The 14700-nt window shown below is 70.7% G+C and carries 12 protein-coding genes and 1 tRNA gene; 8 read left to right on the forward strand and 5 right to left on the reverse strand.

The annotated features are described in order from the left end of the window. Entirely contained in the window at nucleotides 1-873 is an 873-nt protein-coding gene (locus PV682_RS07655; RefSeq protein WP_319725382.1) for a hypothetical protein, read from the reverse strand. 95 nt (nucleotides 874-968) lie between these two features. On the opposite strand from PV682_RS07655, the gene PV682_RS07660 reads away from it, so the two are divergent. The 5 genes from PV682_RS07660 (at nucleotide 969) to PV682_RS07680 (ending at nucleotide 7959) form a co-directional block, all read left to right on the forward strand. Beyond that, complete coding sequence (locus PV682_RS07660; protein WP_109363058.1) at nucleotides 969-1286, forward strand: chorismate mutase; 318 nt, start codon at nucleotides 969-971, stop codon at nucleotides 1284-1286. 83 nt (nucleotides 1287-1369) lie between these two features. Next, complete coding sequence (pepN, locus tag PV682_RS07665) at nucleotides 1370-3841, forward strand: aminopeptidase N (RefSeq protein ID WP_319725387.1); 2472 nt, start codon at nucleotides 1370-1372, stop codon at nucleotides 3839-3841. Between the two features lie 147 nt (nucleotides 3842-3988). After that, nucleotides 3989-5521, forward strand: coding sequence for a pyridoxal phosphate-dependent decarboxylase family protein (locus PV682_RS07670; protein WP_319725389.1), 1533 nt, complete (start codon nucleotides 3989-3991; stop codon nucleotides 5519-5521). Next, complete coding sequence (locus tag PV682_RS07675; protein WP_319725391.1) at nucleotides 5518-6924, forward strand: lysine N(6)-hydroxylase/L-ornithine N(5)-oxygenase family protein; 1407 nt, start codon at nucleotides 5518-5520, stop codon at nucleotides 6922-6924. Before PV682_RS07670 ends, PV682_RS07675 begins: the two co-directional genes overlap by 4 nt. Nucleotides 6925-6984: 60 nt before the next feature. Then, nucleotides 6985-7959: a phage baseplate protein gene (locus PV682_RS07680; protein ID WP_319725394.1), complete on the forward strand. Its 975-nt coding sequence runs from the start codon at nucleotides 6985-6987 to the stop codon at nucleotides 7957-7959. Between the two features lie 47 nt (nucleotides 7960-8006). On the opposite strand, the gene PV682_RS07685 is transcribed toward PV682_RS07680, so the two are convergent. After that, nucleotides 8007-9803: a bifunctional metallophosphatase/5'-nucleotidase gene (locus PV682_RS07685; RefSeq protein WP_319725396.1), complete on the reverse strand. Its 1797-nt coding sequence runs from the start codon at nucleotides 9801-9803 to the stop codon at nucleotides 8007-8009. 131 nt (nucleotides 9804-9934) lie between these two features. Between PV682_RS07685 and PV682_RS07690 the strand changes: the two genes are divergently transcribed. Together PV682_RS07690 and pyk are read left to right on the forward strand one after the other, a co-directional pair. Next, nucleotides 9935-10606 carry an SIMPL domain-containing protein gene (locus tag PV682_RS07690; protein WP_319725398.1) on the forward strand — a complete coding sequence of 224 codons (672 nt, stop codon included), beginning with the start codon at nucleotides 9935-9937 and terminating at the stop codon, nucleotides 10604-10606. 123 nt (nucleotides 10607-10729) lie between these two features. Next, nucleotides 10730-12166: a pyruvate kinase gene (gene pyk, locus PV682_RS07695; RefSeq protein ID WP_319725400.1), complete on the forward strand. Its 1437-nt coding sequence runs from the start codon at nucleotides 10730-10732 to the stop codon at nucleotides 12164-12166. A 79-nt stretch (nucleotides 12167-12245) separates the two neighbouring features. On the opposite strand, the gene PV682_RS07700 is transcribed toward pyk, so the two are convergent. Continuing rightward, a tRNA-Leu gene (locus tag PV682_RS07700) sits at nucleotides 12246-12320 on the reverse strand. A 100-nt stretch (nucleotides 12321-12420) separates the two neighbouring features. On the opposite strand from PV682_RS07700, the gene PV682_RS07705 reads away from it, so the two are divergent. Beyond that, nucleotides 12421-13074 carry an ANTAR domain-containing response regulator gene (locus PV682_RS07705; protein WP_319725402.1) on the forward strand — a complete coding sequence of 218 codons (654 nt, stop codon included), beginning with the start codon at nucleotides 12421-12423 and terminating at the stop codon, nucleotides 13072-13074. 70 nt (nucleotides 13075-13144) lie between these two features. On the opposite strand, the gene PV682_RS07710 is transcribed toward PV682_RS07705, so the two are convergent. Both PV682_RS07710 and PV682_RS07715 read right to left on the reverse strand, forming a co-directional pair. After that, entirely contained in the window at nucleotides 13145-13861 is a 717-nt protein-coding gene (locus PV682_RS07710; RefSeq protein WP_319725404.1) for an ABC transporter ATP-binding protein, read from the reverse strand. Beyond that, the gene (locus PV682_RS07715; RefSeq protein ID WP_319725406.1) at nucleotides 13858-14700 is read right to left on the reverse strand and encodes an ABC transporter ATP-binding protein; all 843 of its coding nucleotides are present in this window, start codon (nucleotides 14698-14700) and stop codon (nucleotides 13858-13860) included. The genes PV682_RS07710 and PV682_RS07715 overlap by 4 nt, the downstream gene beginning before the upstream one ends.

A 14700-nucleotide genomic window follows, 5' to 3' on the forward strand; every position in this document is an offset into this window, starting at 1 on the left:
CTACGTGTCGCACTCCAGCACCGTCCGGCACAGCCCGCACCGCGCCCGCACCCGCCCCTTCACCGGCACCCGGATGCGCTGGTAGCACGTCGGGCACGGGAACGTCACCCGCAGCGGACTGTCCGCCGAGAACGAGTACGGCGTGTCCGGAGCCGTCCGCACCAGGCGCCGGTCCCGGGCGTACCGGCGCCGCCCCGCCCAGCCCGCCGCCGTCAGCGGAGGCTGGCGCCCGTCGAGCAGGGCGCGGGCGAGGCCCGCCTCGTACGCCGTGTACGCCTGCGGGCTCGTGAACCATGTCCGCGGGTCCTCGCCGAAGAACAGGGAGCGCTTGGCGAGGACGTACCCGAACTCCTCCGGCGTGAGGTAGCCGAGCTTCTGGGACGCCTCGCCGTGCTCGCGGTAGGCGTCCAGGAGGAGCCAGCCCGCGCCGAGGTAGGTGGCCGCCGTGTCCGTCAGGATCTCGTTGTCCCGGGTGCCCGGGAAGGACAGGTCCAGGCGGTGCAGGTACACATGCATGATCTCGTGCGCCAGGGCCGCGCCGATGTCCTCGCGGTGGGTGCGGAAACGGTCGTTCAGCTCGACGAAGTACTCCGGGCCCGCCGTCAGCTCGATGTGCGCCGCGTGCTCCATCTCGCGGAAGCCGACGATCAGCCGGGCGTCCGGCAGCCGGTAGTGCCGGATCAGCTCCCGCGCGACGCGCTGCGCGCCCAGGTGCAGGTCGTCGGCGTCCGCGAACGCGACGTCCACCGGCGGCACGCTCGCCCCGAACGCGCACACCGTGTCGTACGACAGGCGCCTGTACAGCGCCGTCACCGCCGCCCGCACCGTCTCCAGGTGCGGGAAACCGTGCTCGACCGGCCCGCCGTCCGCCACGCCGCACCCCCTCCGACGTCTTGCACTCTCTTCTTACTGTACGAGTGGTGGACACCCCGGGCCCTCCGGGACCGGACGGATTAGGGTGAACGGCCATGACCACCAGCAACACCGTCGGCCCCGAGGTCCAGGAAGAGCTGACGCGCCTGCGCGACAGCATCGACAACATCGACGCCGCCGTCATCCACATGCTCGCCGAACGCTTCAAGGCCACGCAGCAGGTCGGCTACCTCAAGGCCCGCCACCACCTCCCCGCCGCCGACCCGGCCCGCGAGGCCCGCCAGATCACCAGGCTGCGGGGCCTCGCCGAGAGCGCCAAACTCGACCCCGCCTTCGCCGAGAAGTTCCTCAACTTCATCGTCGCCGAGGTGATCCGCCACCACGAACGGATCGCGGAGGACACGGGAGCCTGACACCGGGCCCGCACAGAGGCGGACGAAAGGTGTGTACCGATCCGCCTCTGTGCGCCGTACCGTGAATCAGGCAGCATGGGCCCATGTCCGTACTGACGCGCGACGAAGCGCTGAGCCGTGCCGAACTCCTCGACGTCCTCGGCTATGCCGTCGACCTCGACCTCACCACCGGAGACGAGACCTTCGAGTCCCACACCGTCATCCGCTTCACCGCGCGCACGGGCGCGGACACCTTCGTCGAGCTGAAGCCGGCCGAACTGCGCTCCGTCACCCTCGACGGCAAGCCCCTCGACCCCGCGAAACTCTCCGGCAACCGCTTCCCCCTCAAGAAGCTCAAGGCCGGCGAGCACGAACTGCGCGTCGAGGCGACCATGCGCTACTCGCGCACCGGCGAGGGCATGCACCGCTTCACCGACCCGGCGGACGGCGAGACGTACCTCTACACGCAACTCTTCCTGGACGACGTCCAGCGGATCTACGCCGCCTTCGACCAGCCCGACCTCAAGGCGACGTTCGACGTCACGGTCCAGGCCCCCGACGGCTGGACGGTCCTCGCCAACGGCGTCACCGAACACCTCGGCGAGGGCCGCTGGCGCGCCGCGACGACCCCGCCCATCTCCACGTACCTCATGGCCGTCGCCGCCGGCCCCTGGCACTCCGTACGGACCGAACACCAGGGACTCCCCTTCGGCCTGCACTGCCGCCGCTCCCTCGCCGCGCACCTGGACGCCGACGCGGACGAACTCTTCGAGATCACCCGCCAGTGCTACGACCGCTACCACGAGCAGTTCACCGAGCCCTACCCCTTCGACTCCTACGACCAGGCGTTCGTCCCGGAGTTCAACGCGGGCGCGATGGAGAACCCCGGACTGGTCACCTTCCGCGACGAGTTCGTGTACCGCTCCGCCGTCACGGAGACCGAACGCCAGACCCGCGCCATGGTCATCGCCCACGAGATGGCCCACATGTGGTTCGGCAACCTCGTCACCCTGCGCTGGTGGGACGACATCTGGCTGAACGAGTCCTTCGCCGAGTACATGGGCTACCGCACCACCGCCGACGCCACCCGCTTCACCGGCCCCTGGACCGAGTTCGGCGTCTCCCGCAAGGCCTGGGGCTACGACGCCGACCAGCGCCCCACCACCCACCCCGTCGCCCCCGACGCCGTCCCCGACACCGCCTCCGCCCTCCTCAACTTCGACGGCATCTCCTACGCCAAGGGCGCCTCCGCGCTCCGGCAGCTCGTGGCCTGGCTCGGCGAGGACGACTTCCTCGCCGGCATCAACACCCACTTCACCCGGCACCGGTTCGGCAACGCCACCCTCGCCGACTTCATCGACAGCCTCGCCTCCGCCACCGACCGCGACGTCCACGCCTGGGCCGACGCCTGGCTGCGCACGACCGGCGTCGACACCCTCACCCCCGTCGTCGCCGGCACCGGCGCCGACCGCACCCTCACCGTCGAGCGCGCCGGCACCCGCCCGCACCGCATCGCCGTCGGCCTGTACGACGAGGACGCGGGAACGCTCGTACCCCGCCCCCGCGTCCACCTCGACGTCCCGCAGAGCGCGCCGCACGACCTCGGCAAGAAACCCGCGCTGCTGCTCCTCAACGACGGCGACCTCAGCTACGCCAAGGTCCGCTTCGACGCCGACTCCGCCGACACCGTCCGCAGGCAACTCGCCGCCCTCCCCGACCCGTTGACGCGGGCCGTCGTCTGGAACGCGCTGCGCGACGCCGTACGCGACGGTGAACTCCCCGCCGCCGCCTACCTGGAGACCGCCCGCGCCCACCTCCCCCACGAGACCGACCTCGCCGTCACCGAGGCCGTCCTCACCTTCGCGACCACGGAGCTGGCGGGGCGCTACCTCACGCCCGAGGAGCGGCCCGGCGCGCTGACCTCGCTGTGCCTGCTGTGCAAGGACGTCCTGCGGCGCACCGAGGACGGGGACAGCCCGGGGCTGCGGCTCATCGCCGTGCGGCACTTCATCGACGTCGCGCAGCACCCCGACACGATCGCCGCGTGGCTCGCCGACGGGACCGTGCCGGGCGGGCCCGAGCTGGACCCCGACCTGCGGTGGCGCATCCTCGGGCGGCTCGCCGTGCTCGGGGCCACCGACGAGGCCGCCATCGCCGGGGAGTTGGCGCGCGACCCGTCCGCGACCGGGCAGGAGGGCGCCGCGCGCTGCCGGGCCGCGCTGCCCGACGCCGACGCCAAGGCGCGCGCCTGGGACGCCATGTTCGCCTCCGACGACCTCTCCAACTACCTGTTCACCGCCACCGCGCAGGGCTTCTGGCAGCCCGAACAGGCCGAGCTGCTGCGGCCGTACGTCGCCCGCTTCTACGCCGACGCCGTACCCGTCGCCGAACGCCGGGGGCCCGCCATCGCCGCCGTCATCGGCAAGTGGGCGTTCCCCGTGCACGCCGTCGACACCGAGAACCTGCGCCTGGGCGAGGCGTGCCTCGCCGACGCCGGGCCGAGCCCCGCGCTGCGGCGCCGACTCGCGGATCAACTCGACGATCTGGGACGGGTGTTGAAGGCGCGCGGCATCTAGCGGGCGGGGGGCGGCGGGCGCCGGATCGTAGAAGCAGATTTTCTCCGGGCGCCCGTACCACTTTCGGGTCTGATCGCTCGGGTTTCCGGGTCCGGGGGCCCAGGGCGGGACATGCTGGAGCCCTCCGCCCCCGGAAGGACCCCCCGCATGAGCCTGCCACCCCTCGCCCACGACGCGGACGCGCTCAGGCCCCTGCTGGCCACGGTCCTCGACGCGCTCACCGAGGGGGCCCGGGAGAGGCGCGGCCCCCTCCCGGCGGGCGGCCCGGAGACGGTGGCGTCACACGTACGGGACGCGGTGGGCGCCCTGCTGCCGGCGCAGGGCGACCCCAAGGCCCTGCCCACGATCGTCCGAGCCCTCGCCGCGAACTCCGCCGACCCCGCCGACCCCCACTGCGCGGCCCACCTCCACTGCCCACCCCTCGCCCTCCCCGTGGCCGCAGACCTGGCAGCCTCGACCCTGAACCCCTCCCTCGACTCCTGGGACCAGGCACCGGCCGCCTCGGAGCTGGAGGCACTGGTGGCGGGGGTGCTGGCGGGCGAGGTGTACGGGGCCCCCGACACCGGAGCCACCGAGGCCGACGCGCTCGGGGCCGGGGTGGCTTGCGCCGGCGGGCTCGGGGCGGATGGGGTGCCCGACGCCGGAGCTGCCGAGTCTGGCGCGCTCGGGGCCGGGGCGGCCCGGGCCGGTGTGTTGGGGCGCGAGGCGGCGCTCGCCCCCGGCGCTGCGGCGGCCCCCACCCCCGATGCCCTCGTCACCACCGGCGGTACCGAGTCCAACCACCTCGCGCTTCTCCTCGCCCGTGAAGCTCACGGTGCCTCCCTCCGGCTTCTCTGTGGGGCCAACGCGCATCACTCCCTGTCCCGGGCCGCCTGGCTTCTCGGGCTGCCCGAGCCTCTTGTCCTTCCCACTCCCGCGGGGGTCCTCGATCCCGTGGCCGTCGGTGAGGCGCTCGACCGTCTCGACGGGCCCGTTCTCGTCGCCGCCACCGCCGGGACCACCGATGCCGGGGTGATCGACCCTCTTGCCGAGATCGCCGCCCGCTGTGCGGTGCGCGGTGCGCGGCTGCATGTCGATGCCGCGTACGGCGGGGGGCTGTTGTTCAGCGCGCGGCACCGGGGGAAGCTCGCCGGGATACGGGCCGCCGACACCGTCACCCTCGACCTGCACAAGATCGGCTGGCAGCCGGTCGCGGCGGGCCTGCTCGCCGTACGGGACCGGGCGGATCTCGACGTCCTGCACCACCGGGCCGACTACCTCAACGCGGACGACGACACCGAGGCGGGCCTCCCCGACCTCCTGGGCCGGTCCCTGCGCACCACCCGCAGGCCGGACGTCCTGAAGATCGCCGTGACGCTGAAGACCCTCGGCCGCAGGGGGCTCGCCGAACTCGTCGACCAGGTCTGCGACCTGGCCCGGCAGTTCGCGGACCGCGTCGCAGCACGCCCCCGCTTCGAGCTGTACGCCCGCCCGGTCATCAGCACCGTCCTGTTCCGCCCCGTAGGAGCGGACGTGGCCGCCGTCCGCCGCACCCTCCTGGAACAGGGCACCGCCGTCCTCGGCAGGGCCCGTACCGGCGACGGACGGCTCTGGCTGAAGGCCACCCTCCTCAACCCCCACACCAGGCCGGCCGACCTCGACCGCCTCTTGGACCTCGTGGAAGGAACCACCCCCACATGACCGACGCCCCCACACCCCCCGACACCCCGCATGACCTCGTCGGGATCGGCATCGGCCCCGTCAACCTCTCCCTCGCGGCGCTCGCCCACCCCCTCACGGGCCTCGACGCCGTCTTCTACGAGCAGCGCCCCGGCTTCGACTGGCACCCCGGCCTCCTCATCGACGGCGCCCGCGTCCAAGTACCCTTCCTGGCCGACCTGGTGACCCTCGCCGACCCCGCCAGCCCCTGGACGTTCCTCAACTACCTCAAGACCCGCGACCGCCTCTTCCCCTTCTACTTCGCCGAGCGCTCCCACATGCAGCGCGCCGAGTACGACGCCTACTGCCGCTGGGTCGCCGGCAACCTCCCCGGACTCCACTTCCGCCACCAGGTCGACGCCGTCCGCTGGAACCCCGAACGCGCCCTGTTCGAGGTCGACTTCACCCACCTCGACGCCGAGGGCGAGGCCGAGGCACTCGGCCGCGTGTACACCCGCAACGTCGCCCTCGGCGTCGGCACCGAACCCCACATCCCCGACGTCCTGCGCCCCCTCGTCGACGCCCCCGGCGTCCCCGTCGTCCACGCCGCCGACTACCTCGACCACCGCGCCGCGTTCCTCGCCGCCGACCACGTCACCGTCGTCGGCACCGGACAGTCCGGCGCCGAGATCTTCCTCGACCTGCTCCGGGGCCGCCCCAAGGGCCGCGAACGCCTCCACTGGATCGGCCGCAGCGAGGCCTTCGCCCCCATGGAGTACTCCAAGCTCGGCCTCGAACACTTCACCCCCGACCACACCCGCTACTTCCACGCCCTCCCCGAACCCGTCCGCGACGAACTCCTCGCCAGACAGGGCCACTTGCACAAGGCGATCGACGCCCGCACCCTCGCCGACATCCACGACGAGCTGTACGACCGCACCCTGCACGGCGGCTGGCCCGACACCGTCCTCACCCCCGGCGTGCGGGTCCGCACGGCCGGCCGCATCGCCACCACCAAGGTCGAACTCCACCTCGACCACGTCCAGCAGGGCACCCGCTCCCGCCTCACCACCGACGCCGTCGTCCTCGCCACCGGCTACCGCGAACGCCCCCTCGACCGCCTCCTCGCCGGACTCGACCCCTACCTGCGCCGCGACAACGCCGAACGCCCGCGCGTCGACGAGGAGTTCCGCCTCGTCCTCGACCCCGCCGTCACCGGAAACGTGTACGTCCAGAACGCCGAACGCCACACCCACGGCGTCGGCGCCCCCGACCTCGGCCTCACCGCCTGGCGCAGCGCCACCATCCTCAACTCCCTGACACAGAAGGAGATCTACCAGCTCCCGGCCCGAACGGCGTTCACCACCTTCGGACTTGAGACGAGCCCCCGCGTACCCGCCGCCCGCCGGCCCCGCACCCTCACCCCCCTCGTCGAACCACGCTGACCGCACACCCCCGTGATGCAATGCTCCGGCATCCACGACATCACGGGGGAACAAGCACACGTGAACCGACGACAGATACTCCTCGCGGCGACCGCCCTCGCCCTCACCCCGGCCGGCCCGGCCACCGCGGCCGTCCCCGCCTCACCCCGCCTCGACCTCACCACCACCAGGCCCTGGCTCCACGAGATCACCCTCAGCGAAAGCCGCGTCCTCCAGTCCTTCGCCTTCGACAACGCCAACAGGCGCCTCTACACAGCCCAGTTGACCCAAGGCGGACGCACCCTCACCGGCGAGACCGCGCCCGTCACCGGCGCCGAACGCTCCCGGAACGGCGACCTCTGTATCACCCGCCTCGACTGGACCGGCGCCATCACCGGCCGCATGTACCTCAAGGGCTTCGGCCACGGCGTCTCCATCGCCGCCGAACCCGTCGGCACCAGCACCTACCTGTGGACCGAGACCGACGCCGTCCCCGACAGCCAGGGCAACGGCTACGGCACCAGCGTCGCCCGCTTCCGCTTCACCGACGGCGCCGTCCTCACGACCGGCTCCACCCAGCTCCTGCGCTTCGAACCCGCCCCCGGCTCCGACCACAACACCGTCGCCCTCGACCCCGCGGGAAGCCGCATCGCACACCGGAGCCGGACCGGCGGCGTCTGGACCTACACCCTCCACGACCTCGCCACCTTCAAGGCGGGCGTCTTCGACCCCCTCGCGGCCATCACCCAGCCCGCCGTCCTCACCGGGCCCGTCTTCCAGGGGTACGCCACCCTCGGCCGCCACCTCTACACCCTCGACGGAACCTCCTTCGGCGACGTCCACCTCACCGCGACCGACTGGAACACCGGAGCCGTACTCGACCGGCAACTCACCGACGCCGGGGCGGACTTGTTCTACCGCGAACCCGAAGGGATGGCGATTCAACTCCCTGACGCCACGTCACCAGCCCGGCTGCACTTCGGACTTGCCTCGGAGGAGTCGCTGACCGAGACCGACAAGAAGGCCAGCTTCTACTACACGGACACAGCCGTCTGAAAAAGGGGGGGACCGCTTCAAAAGCGGTCCCTCCTCTCAACTCCCGCCTAGAACACCGGCGTTCCGTTCCGCGTCAGCTTCCAGTCCACCGACGCGAAGTCCTTCGGGTCCAGCACACCCTTCGCCGTCACCCACTCCGCGATCCGCGTCCGGATCTCCGTCGACTCAGCCCACAGCTCCTGCGCGGACGCCACGTGCGGGAACGCCCCGCCACCGTTCGCCCGGTAGTTGTTCACCGCGAACACGAACTGCTGCGCGTCGTCCAGCGCCGCACCCTGGTAGGTGAGGTTCTTGATCCGCGAGCCCGCCGGCTGCGCGATGTCGATGTCGTACGAAAGCCCCGACACGTAGTCGTAGTTGTAGTCCGGACGCCCGCCCGCGTTCGTCAGCTTCTCCACGTCCACGACCGCGTCCGGCGCCGTCTGGACGAAGTACTGCGCCGAGTACTCCAGGTACGCCTTGATCTGCGCGCCCGTCAGCAACTTCGCGACCAGCGTGTTGTCGTACACGTACAGGCTCGACAGGTCCCGGATCGTCACGTCCCCGGCCGGGATCTCCGACGTCCGCGAGAACGGCGACGCCTGCGAGATCACCGGCAGCGACGCGTGCGCCGTACCCGCCAGCGCCGCCTTCACGACGTCCTCCTGGACCTTCGTGATCAGGTCGATGATCGGGGCGTCCTTGTAGCGCGCCTCGACCGTCGTCAGCGTCGCCGTGGCCGTGCCGACGACCTGGTTGACGTACTTCACGACCTTCGCGTGCTCGTCGCTCAGCAGCCGCGTGATCTTCGGGTCGTCCGCGACCGAGTTCGAGTTCAGGACCTTCGACGAGACCGACTCGACGCTCCAGCGGCCCTTCTCGCGGACCAGCTCGATGTCGAACACCGACAGGCGCTCCGCGTACGCCAGCGGCTCGGAGAGGATCACGGTCTTGCCGGTCTTCTCGTTGACGACCTTCAGCTCCGGGATCTCCACGTGCGCGTGGCCGACCAGGATCGCGTCGATGCCGGGGACCTGCTTCGCGACGTTCGCCGCCGCGTTCTCGACGTACGGCAGCTGGTCGCCGTACGACGAGGTGCCGGAGGAACCGGAGTGCGCCGACACGATCACGACGTCCGCGCCGAGGGAGCGCAGCTTCGGGACGTACTTCGCGGCCTGCTCCTCAAGGCCCGGGAACGCCAGCTTGCCCTGGACGTACGCCTTGTCCCAGATCGCGATGCCCGGGTTCGTGAGACCGAGGATCGCGACCTTCACCGGCGGGGCGCCCTTGGGGCACACCGTCTTGATGACGTACGGCGGGAAGGCGGGGCGCAGCGTCTTCGCGTCCACCGCGTTCGCGCCCAGCAGCGGGAAACGCAGCTGCGACTCGAACTTGCGCAGCGTCTCGATGCCGTAGTTGAACTCGTGGTTGCCGAGCGCCGCCGCGTCGTACCCGATCGCGTTCATCGCCTGCGCCATCGGGTGCACCGGGCCGCCCTTGGCGGTGATCGGGTCGACCTTCGCGTAGTAGTACGTCAGCGGGGTGCCCTGGATCGTGTCGCCCGCGTCGATCAGGAGCGTGTTGTGGCGGCCCTTCTCCGCGCGCAGCCGGTTCACCAGCGTCGAGATCCGGGCCAGGCCCTGGGCGTTGCCGGCCGCGTCCTTGTACTCCGCGTCCTTGAAGTAGTCCCAGTTGAAGACGTGACCGTGCAGATCGGTGGTGCCCATGACGGTCAGCGAGTACCGCTTCTTCGCCGGGGACTTCTTCGGCGCGGCCTGTGCCTCAGCCGCCGCCGTACCCGCGATCGCCACCCCCGCCCCGGTCACGGCGGACTTCTTCAGGAACTTGCGGCGGTTCAACGGCATATCTCGTACTCCTCGGGGAATCGTCAACGACGCGCGTAGATTCTGACCCGTCCATGACCGTCCGCAACAGGTCCGGAAGGTTGCGATCAGGTGACCTGACGGGGTCGGCCGGACATGCGAGAGTGTGCCGTATGACGAACGGCACCGCTGAGGCACCGCTGCTGACGGTCCGGGGCGAGGCGGGCATCGAGACGGACCCCGAGGTCGCCCGCGTCGGCGTGAGCGTCGGCGCGGAAGGACTCGACCGACGGCAGGTCCTCGACGACCTCACCCGAGCCAACACCCTCGCCCTCGACCTGATCGCCTCCTACGGCGACGCCGTCGAACGCGTCGCCACCGGTGGCCTCTCCGTCGCACCCGCCTTCGTCCTCGACGACCGCGGCCAGGTCATGGGCTATCAGGGGCGCGTCCACATCGGCGTCCGCGTCACCGACTTCACCGCCCTCGGCGAACTCGTCACCCGCCTCGCCGACCTCGACCTCGTCTCCGTGGAAGGCCCTTCCTGGGAGCTGCGGCACGACTCGCCCGTCCCCGGGGAGGTCCGCCGCGCCGCCGTCCGCGAAGCCGTCCGGCGCGCCCGCGAGTACGCCGACGCGCTCGGCACCACCCTCGCCGCGCTTCTCGAACTCTCCGACGAAGGGGGGCACGCGGCCCGCCCCCGCGCCGAGGCCGCCTTCGGGCGGCGGGCACGGAGAGTGTCCCTCGGGGAGCCCGCGCCCCTCGATCTCGAACTGCCCCAGCTCTGGGTCGAGGCCGCCGTCGTCGCCCGTTTCGCTCTCCATCCGCCCGCCCTCGACGCATGAAATACGCTCATCGGAGCGGCCATACGCACACTTCGTGACTTGTCAATAACCCTTCACGCAAAGGTTGTTGAGTAGTCATGCGCGGCCCATGGCCTACCCGGCGGTAGGGCCTAGGCTCGGACCATGCGCCGAGCGAAGATCGTCTGCACCCTGGGGCCCGCCACCGACTCGTACGACCAGATCAAGGCCCTGGTCGACGCCGGAATGGACATCGCCCGCCTCAACCTCAGCCACGGCAGCCACGCGGAGCACGAGGACCGGCTGAACCGCGTCCGCAAGGCCGCGGAGGAGACCGGGCGGGGCGTCGGCATCCTCGCCGACCTCCAGGGACCCAAGATCCGCCTCGGCACGTTCACCGAAGGCCCCGTCCTGCTGGAGCGCGGCGACACCTTCACGATCACCGTCGAGGACGGCGCCCAGGGCGACGGCCACTCCTGCGGGACGACCTACGCCGGGCTCGCCGCCGACGTCACTCCCGGTGAGCGCATCCTCGTCGACGACGGCAAGGTCTGCCTCCAGGTCACCTCCGTCGACGGACCCCGCGTCCACACCAACGTCCTCGAAGGCGGCATGGTCTCCGACCACAAGGGCCTCAACCTCCCCGGCGTCGCCGTCTCCGTCCCCGCGCTCTCCGGCAAGGACGAGGCCGACCTCCGCTGGGCGCTGCGCAATGGCGCCGACATCATCGCCCTCTCCTTCGTCCGCAGCGGCAAGGACATCGACGACGTCCACCGCATCATGGACGAGGAGCGCCGCCGCCTCCCCGTCATCGCCAAGGTCGAGAAGCCCCAGGCCGTCGACGCCATCGAGGACATCGTCGCGGCGTTCGACGGGATCATGGTCGCGCGCGGTGACCTGGGCGTCGAAATGCCCCTGGAACAGGTCCCGTTGGTCCAGAAGCGCGCCATCAAACTCGCCAAGCGCAACGCCAAGCCGGTCATCGTCGCCACCCAGATGCTCGACTCGATGATCGACAACTCCCGCCCGACGCGCGCGGAGGCGTCGGACGTCGCCAACGCGGTGATCGACGGCACGGACGCGGTGATGCTCTCCGGCGAGACCAGCGTCGGCAAGCACCCCATCGAGACCGTCCGCACGATGGCGAAGATCGTCGAGGCGGCCGAGGAGGACATCCTCGCGAAGGGCCTCCCGCCCCTGACGGACCACAACAAACCCCGCACCCAGGGCGGCGCCGTCGCCCGCGCCGCCGCCGAGATCGGCGACTTCCTGGGCGCCAAGTACCTCGTCGCCTTCACCCAGACCGGCGACACGGTCCGCCGCCTCTCCCGCTACCGCTCCCCGATCCCGGTCCTGGCCTTCACCCCGGTCGCCTCCACCCAGGCCCAGCTGAGCGTCAGCTGGGGCGTGCGGACCCTCCTCGGCCCCTGGGTCGACTCCACCGACGCCATGGTCGAACAGGTCGACGAACTCCTCCTGAAGCACGGCCTGTGCCAGAAGGGCGACGTCGTCGTCATCACGGCCGGCTCGCCGCCCGGGGTGTCCGGCTCCACGAACATGGTCCGCGTCCACCACATCGGCGAGGACGACAGCCCGCGGTAGGGGGGCACGGCAAAAAGCGGGGGACCACCGGACGGTGATCCTCCGCTTTCAAGTCGCTTCCTTCGAATCGAAGGAAAAGTGCCCCGGGTCGGACTCGAACCGACACTGTATGGGTTTTGAATCCATTGCCTGCTGCCAATTGGGCTACCGGGGCCCACAGAATCGAAGGTTTCCCCTGACCTGCTGTGCCCCCACCTTACCGCAGCTAGGTACGCTCTTGTCAGCAGTACCCCTGCCCCGACCAAGGAGCCCCCGTGACCGCCGAGTCGCCCCAGCCCGTAGACGCGCCCGACGACGACAAGTCGCACGTGCCTCCGCTGACGACCCGGGTCGTCATCGCGGAGGACGAGGCGCTGATCCGTCTCGATCTGAAGGAGATGCTGGAGGAGGAGGGGTACGCGGTCGTCGGGGAGGCCGGGGACGGGGAGCAGGCCGTCGAGCTGGCCCGCGAGCACCAGCCGGACCTGGTCATTCTCGACGTCAAGATGCCGAAGCTGGACGGGATCTCGGCCGCCGAGAAGATCGCCGAGGAGCGGATCGCCCCGGTGCTGATGCTGACCGCGTTCTCGCAGCGGGACCTGGTCGAGCGGGCGCGGGACGCGGGGGCGATGGCGTACCTCGTGAAGCCGTTCAGCAAGAGCGACGTCGTCCCGGCGATCGAGATGGCCGTCTCGCGGTTCACCGAGCTGAAGGAGCTGGAGAAGGAGATCGCGGACCTCTCCCAGCGCCTGGAGACCCGCAAGCTGGTCGACCGCGCGAAGTCGATCCTCCAGACCGAGTACGGCCTGACGGAACCGGCCGCTTTCCGCTGGATCCAGAAGACCTCCATGGACCGCCGCATGTCGATGCAGCAGGTCGCGGAGGCGGTCATCCAGGACGCGGACGAGAAGAAGGCGTCCAAGGGCTAGACGGTACGACGATGGCGGGCACCCCCGGCGCCGGGGGTGCCCGCCATCGTCGTATCCGGAGTACCCGGGGTCAGTCCTCGCCGAGGTACGCCTTGCGGACCGACTCGTCGTGGAGGAGGTCCTGGCCCGTGCCGGAGAGGACGATGTTGCCGACCTCCATGACGTGGCCGTGGTCGGCGAGGGAGAGGGCGGCCTGGGCGTTCTGTTCGACCAGGAGGATCGTCGTGCCCTGGGACTTCAGCTCGGCGATCGTCGCCATGATCTTCTGCATCATGATGGGGGACAACCCCATGGAGGGCTCGTCCAGCATCAGCAGCTTCGGCTGGGACATCAGGGCGCGGCCCATGGCCAGCATCTGCTGCTCGCCGCCCGAGAGGGTGCCCGCCGCCTGCTTGCGGCGTTCACCGAGGATCGGGAAGAGGTCGTAGGCGCGCTGGATGTCCTGTTCGATGCCGGGTCTGTCGTTGCGGAGGAAGGCGCCGAGGCGGAGGTTGTCCTCGATGGTCATGCGGGGGAAGATGTGCCGGCCCTCGGGGGAGTGCGCGAGGCCGAGGGAGACGATCTGGTGCGCGGGGATCTTCTTCAGCGACCTGCCGTTGAAGCGGATCTGGCCGCCGACCGGCTTGAGGAGCCCGGAGAGCGTGCGCAGGGTGGTCGTCTTGCCGGCGCCGTTGGTGCCGATGAGGGTGACGACCTCGCCGGCGTCGACGGTGAAGGAGATGCCTTTGACGGCCTCGATCTTGCCGTAGGCGACGCGGAGGTCTTCGACTTCGAGCAGCGCGGTCACTTCGCGCCTCCTTCGGTGGTGCTGTGGGCCTCCGCCGCTTCGACCTCGGCGACTTCCTCGGCGCCGGGCGCGTTCTCGAAGGGTTCGCCGAGGTAGGCGGCGACGACGCGTTCGTCCCCCTGGACGGTGGCGCTGTCGCCCTCGATGAGCTTCTCGCCCTGGACGAGGACGGCGACGCGGTCGCAGAGGTTGAAGATGAACCGCATGTCGTGCTCGATGACGAGGACGGCGATGCCCTGGTCGCGGATGGCGAAGACCAGCTCTTCGGTGGCGCGGGTCTCCTGGGGGTTCATGCCGGCGGTGGGCTCGTCGAGGAGGAGCAGCCCGGGTTCGCTGGCCAGCGCCCGCGCGATCTCCAGCTTGCGCTGTTCGCCGTAGGGCAGGTTGCGCGCGAGGTGGTCGGACTTGTCCGCGAGGCCGACGAACTGGAGGAGTTCCATGGCGCGTTCGCGGGAGGCGGCCTCGGCCTTGTGGAAGGAGGGCAGGCGCAGGACGGCGGACCAGAACCCTTCCTTCGTCCGGGTGTGGCGGCCGACGAGGACGTTCTCCAGGACGGTCATGTTGGCGAAGAGCCGGATGTTCTGGAAGGTCCGCGCGATGCCGGCGGCGGTGACCTTGAAGGACTTGGCCGGCAGGACGGTGTCCTTGTAGCGGACCTCGCCCTCGGTGGGGACGTACAGCCCGGTGAGGCAGTTGAAGAAGGTCGTCTTGCCGGCGCCGTTGGGCCCGATGAGTCCGACGATCTCGCCGCTGTTGACGGTGAGGTCGACGCCTCGTACGGCGGTGAGGCCGCCGAAGCGCATGGTGACGCCGCGTGCGTCGAGGACGGTGTTCGTCAT

It is taken from the genome of Streptomyces niveiscabiei, from assembly GCF_033794345.1.
GTDB lineage: Bacteria > Actinomycetota > Actinomycetes > Streptomycetales > Streptomycetaceae > Streptomyces > Streptomyces niveiscabiei.

Coding starts and splice junctions, on each gene's coding strand:
- pepN (WP_319725387.1), top strand. CDS start 1,370: ATGTCCGTACTGACGCGCGACGAAGCGCTGAGCCGTGCCGAACTCCTC.
- PV682_RS07675 (WP_319725391.1), top strand. CDS start 5,518: ATGACCGACGCCCCCACACCCCCCGACACCCCGCATGACCTCGTCGGG.
- PV682_RS07715 (WP_319725406.1), bottom strand. CDS start 14,700: ATGACGAACACCGTCCTCGACGCACGCGGCGTCACCATGCGCTTCGGC.
- PV682_RS07660 (WP_109363058.1), top strand. CDS start 969: ATGACCACCAGCAACACCGTCGGCCCCGAGGTCCAGGAAGAGCTGACG.
- pyk (WP_319725400.1), top strand. CDS start 10,730: ATGCGCCGAGCGAAGATCGTCTGCACCCTGGGGCCCGCCACCGACTCG.
- PV682_RS07690 (WP_319725398.1), top strand. CDS start 9,935: ATGACGAACGGCACCGCTGAGGCACCGCTGCTGACGGTCCGGGGCGAG.
- PV682_RS07685 (WP_319725396.1), bottom strand. CDS start 9,803: ATGCCGTTGAACCGCCGCAAGTTCCTGAAGAAGTCCGCCGTGACCGGG.
- PV682_RS07670 (WP_319725389.1), top strand. CDS start 3,989: ATGAGCCTGCCACCCCTCGCCCACGACGCGGACGCGCTCAGGCCCCTG.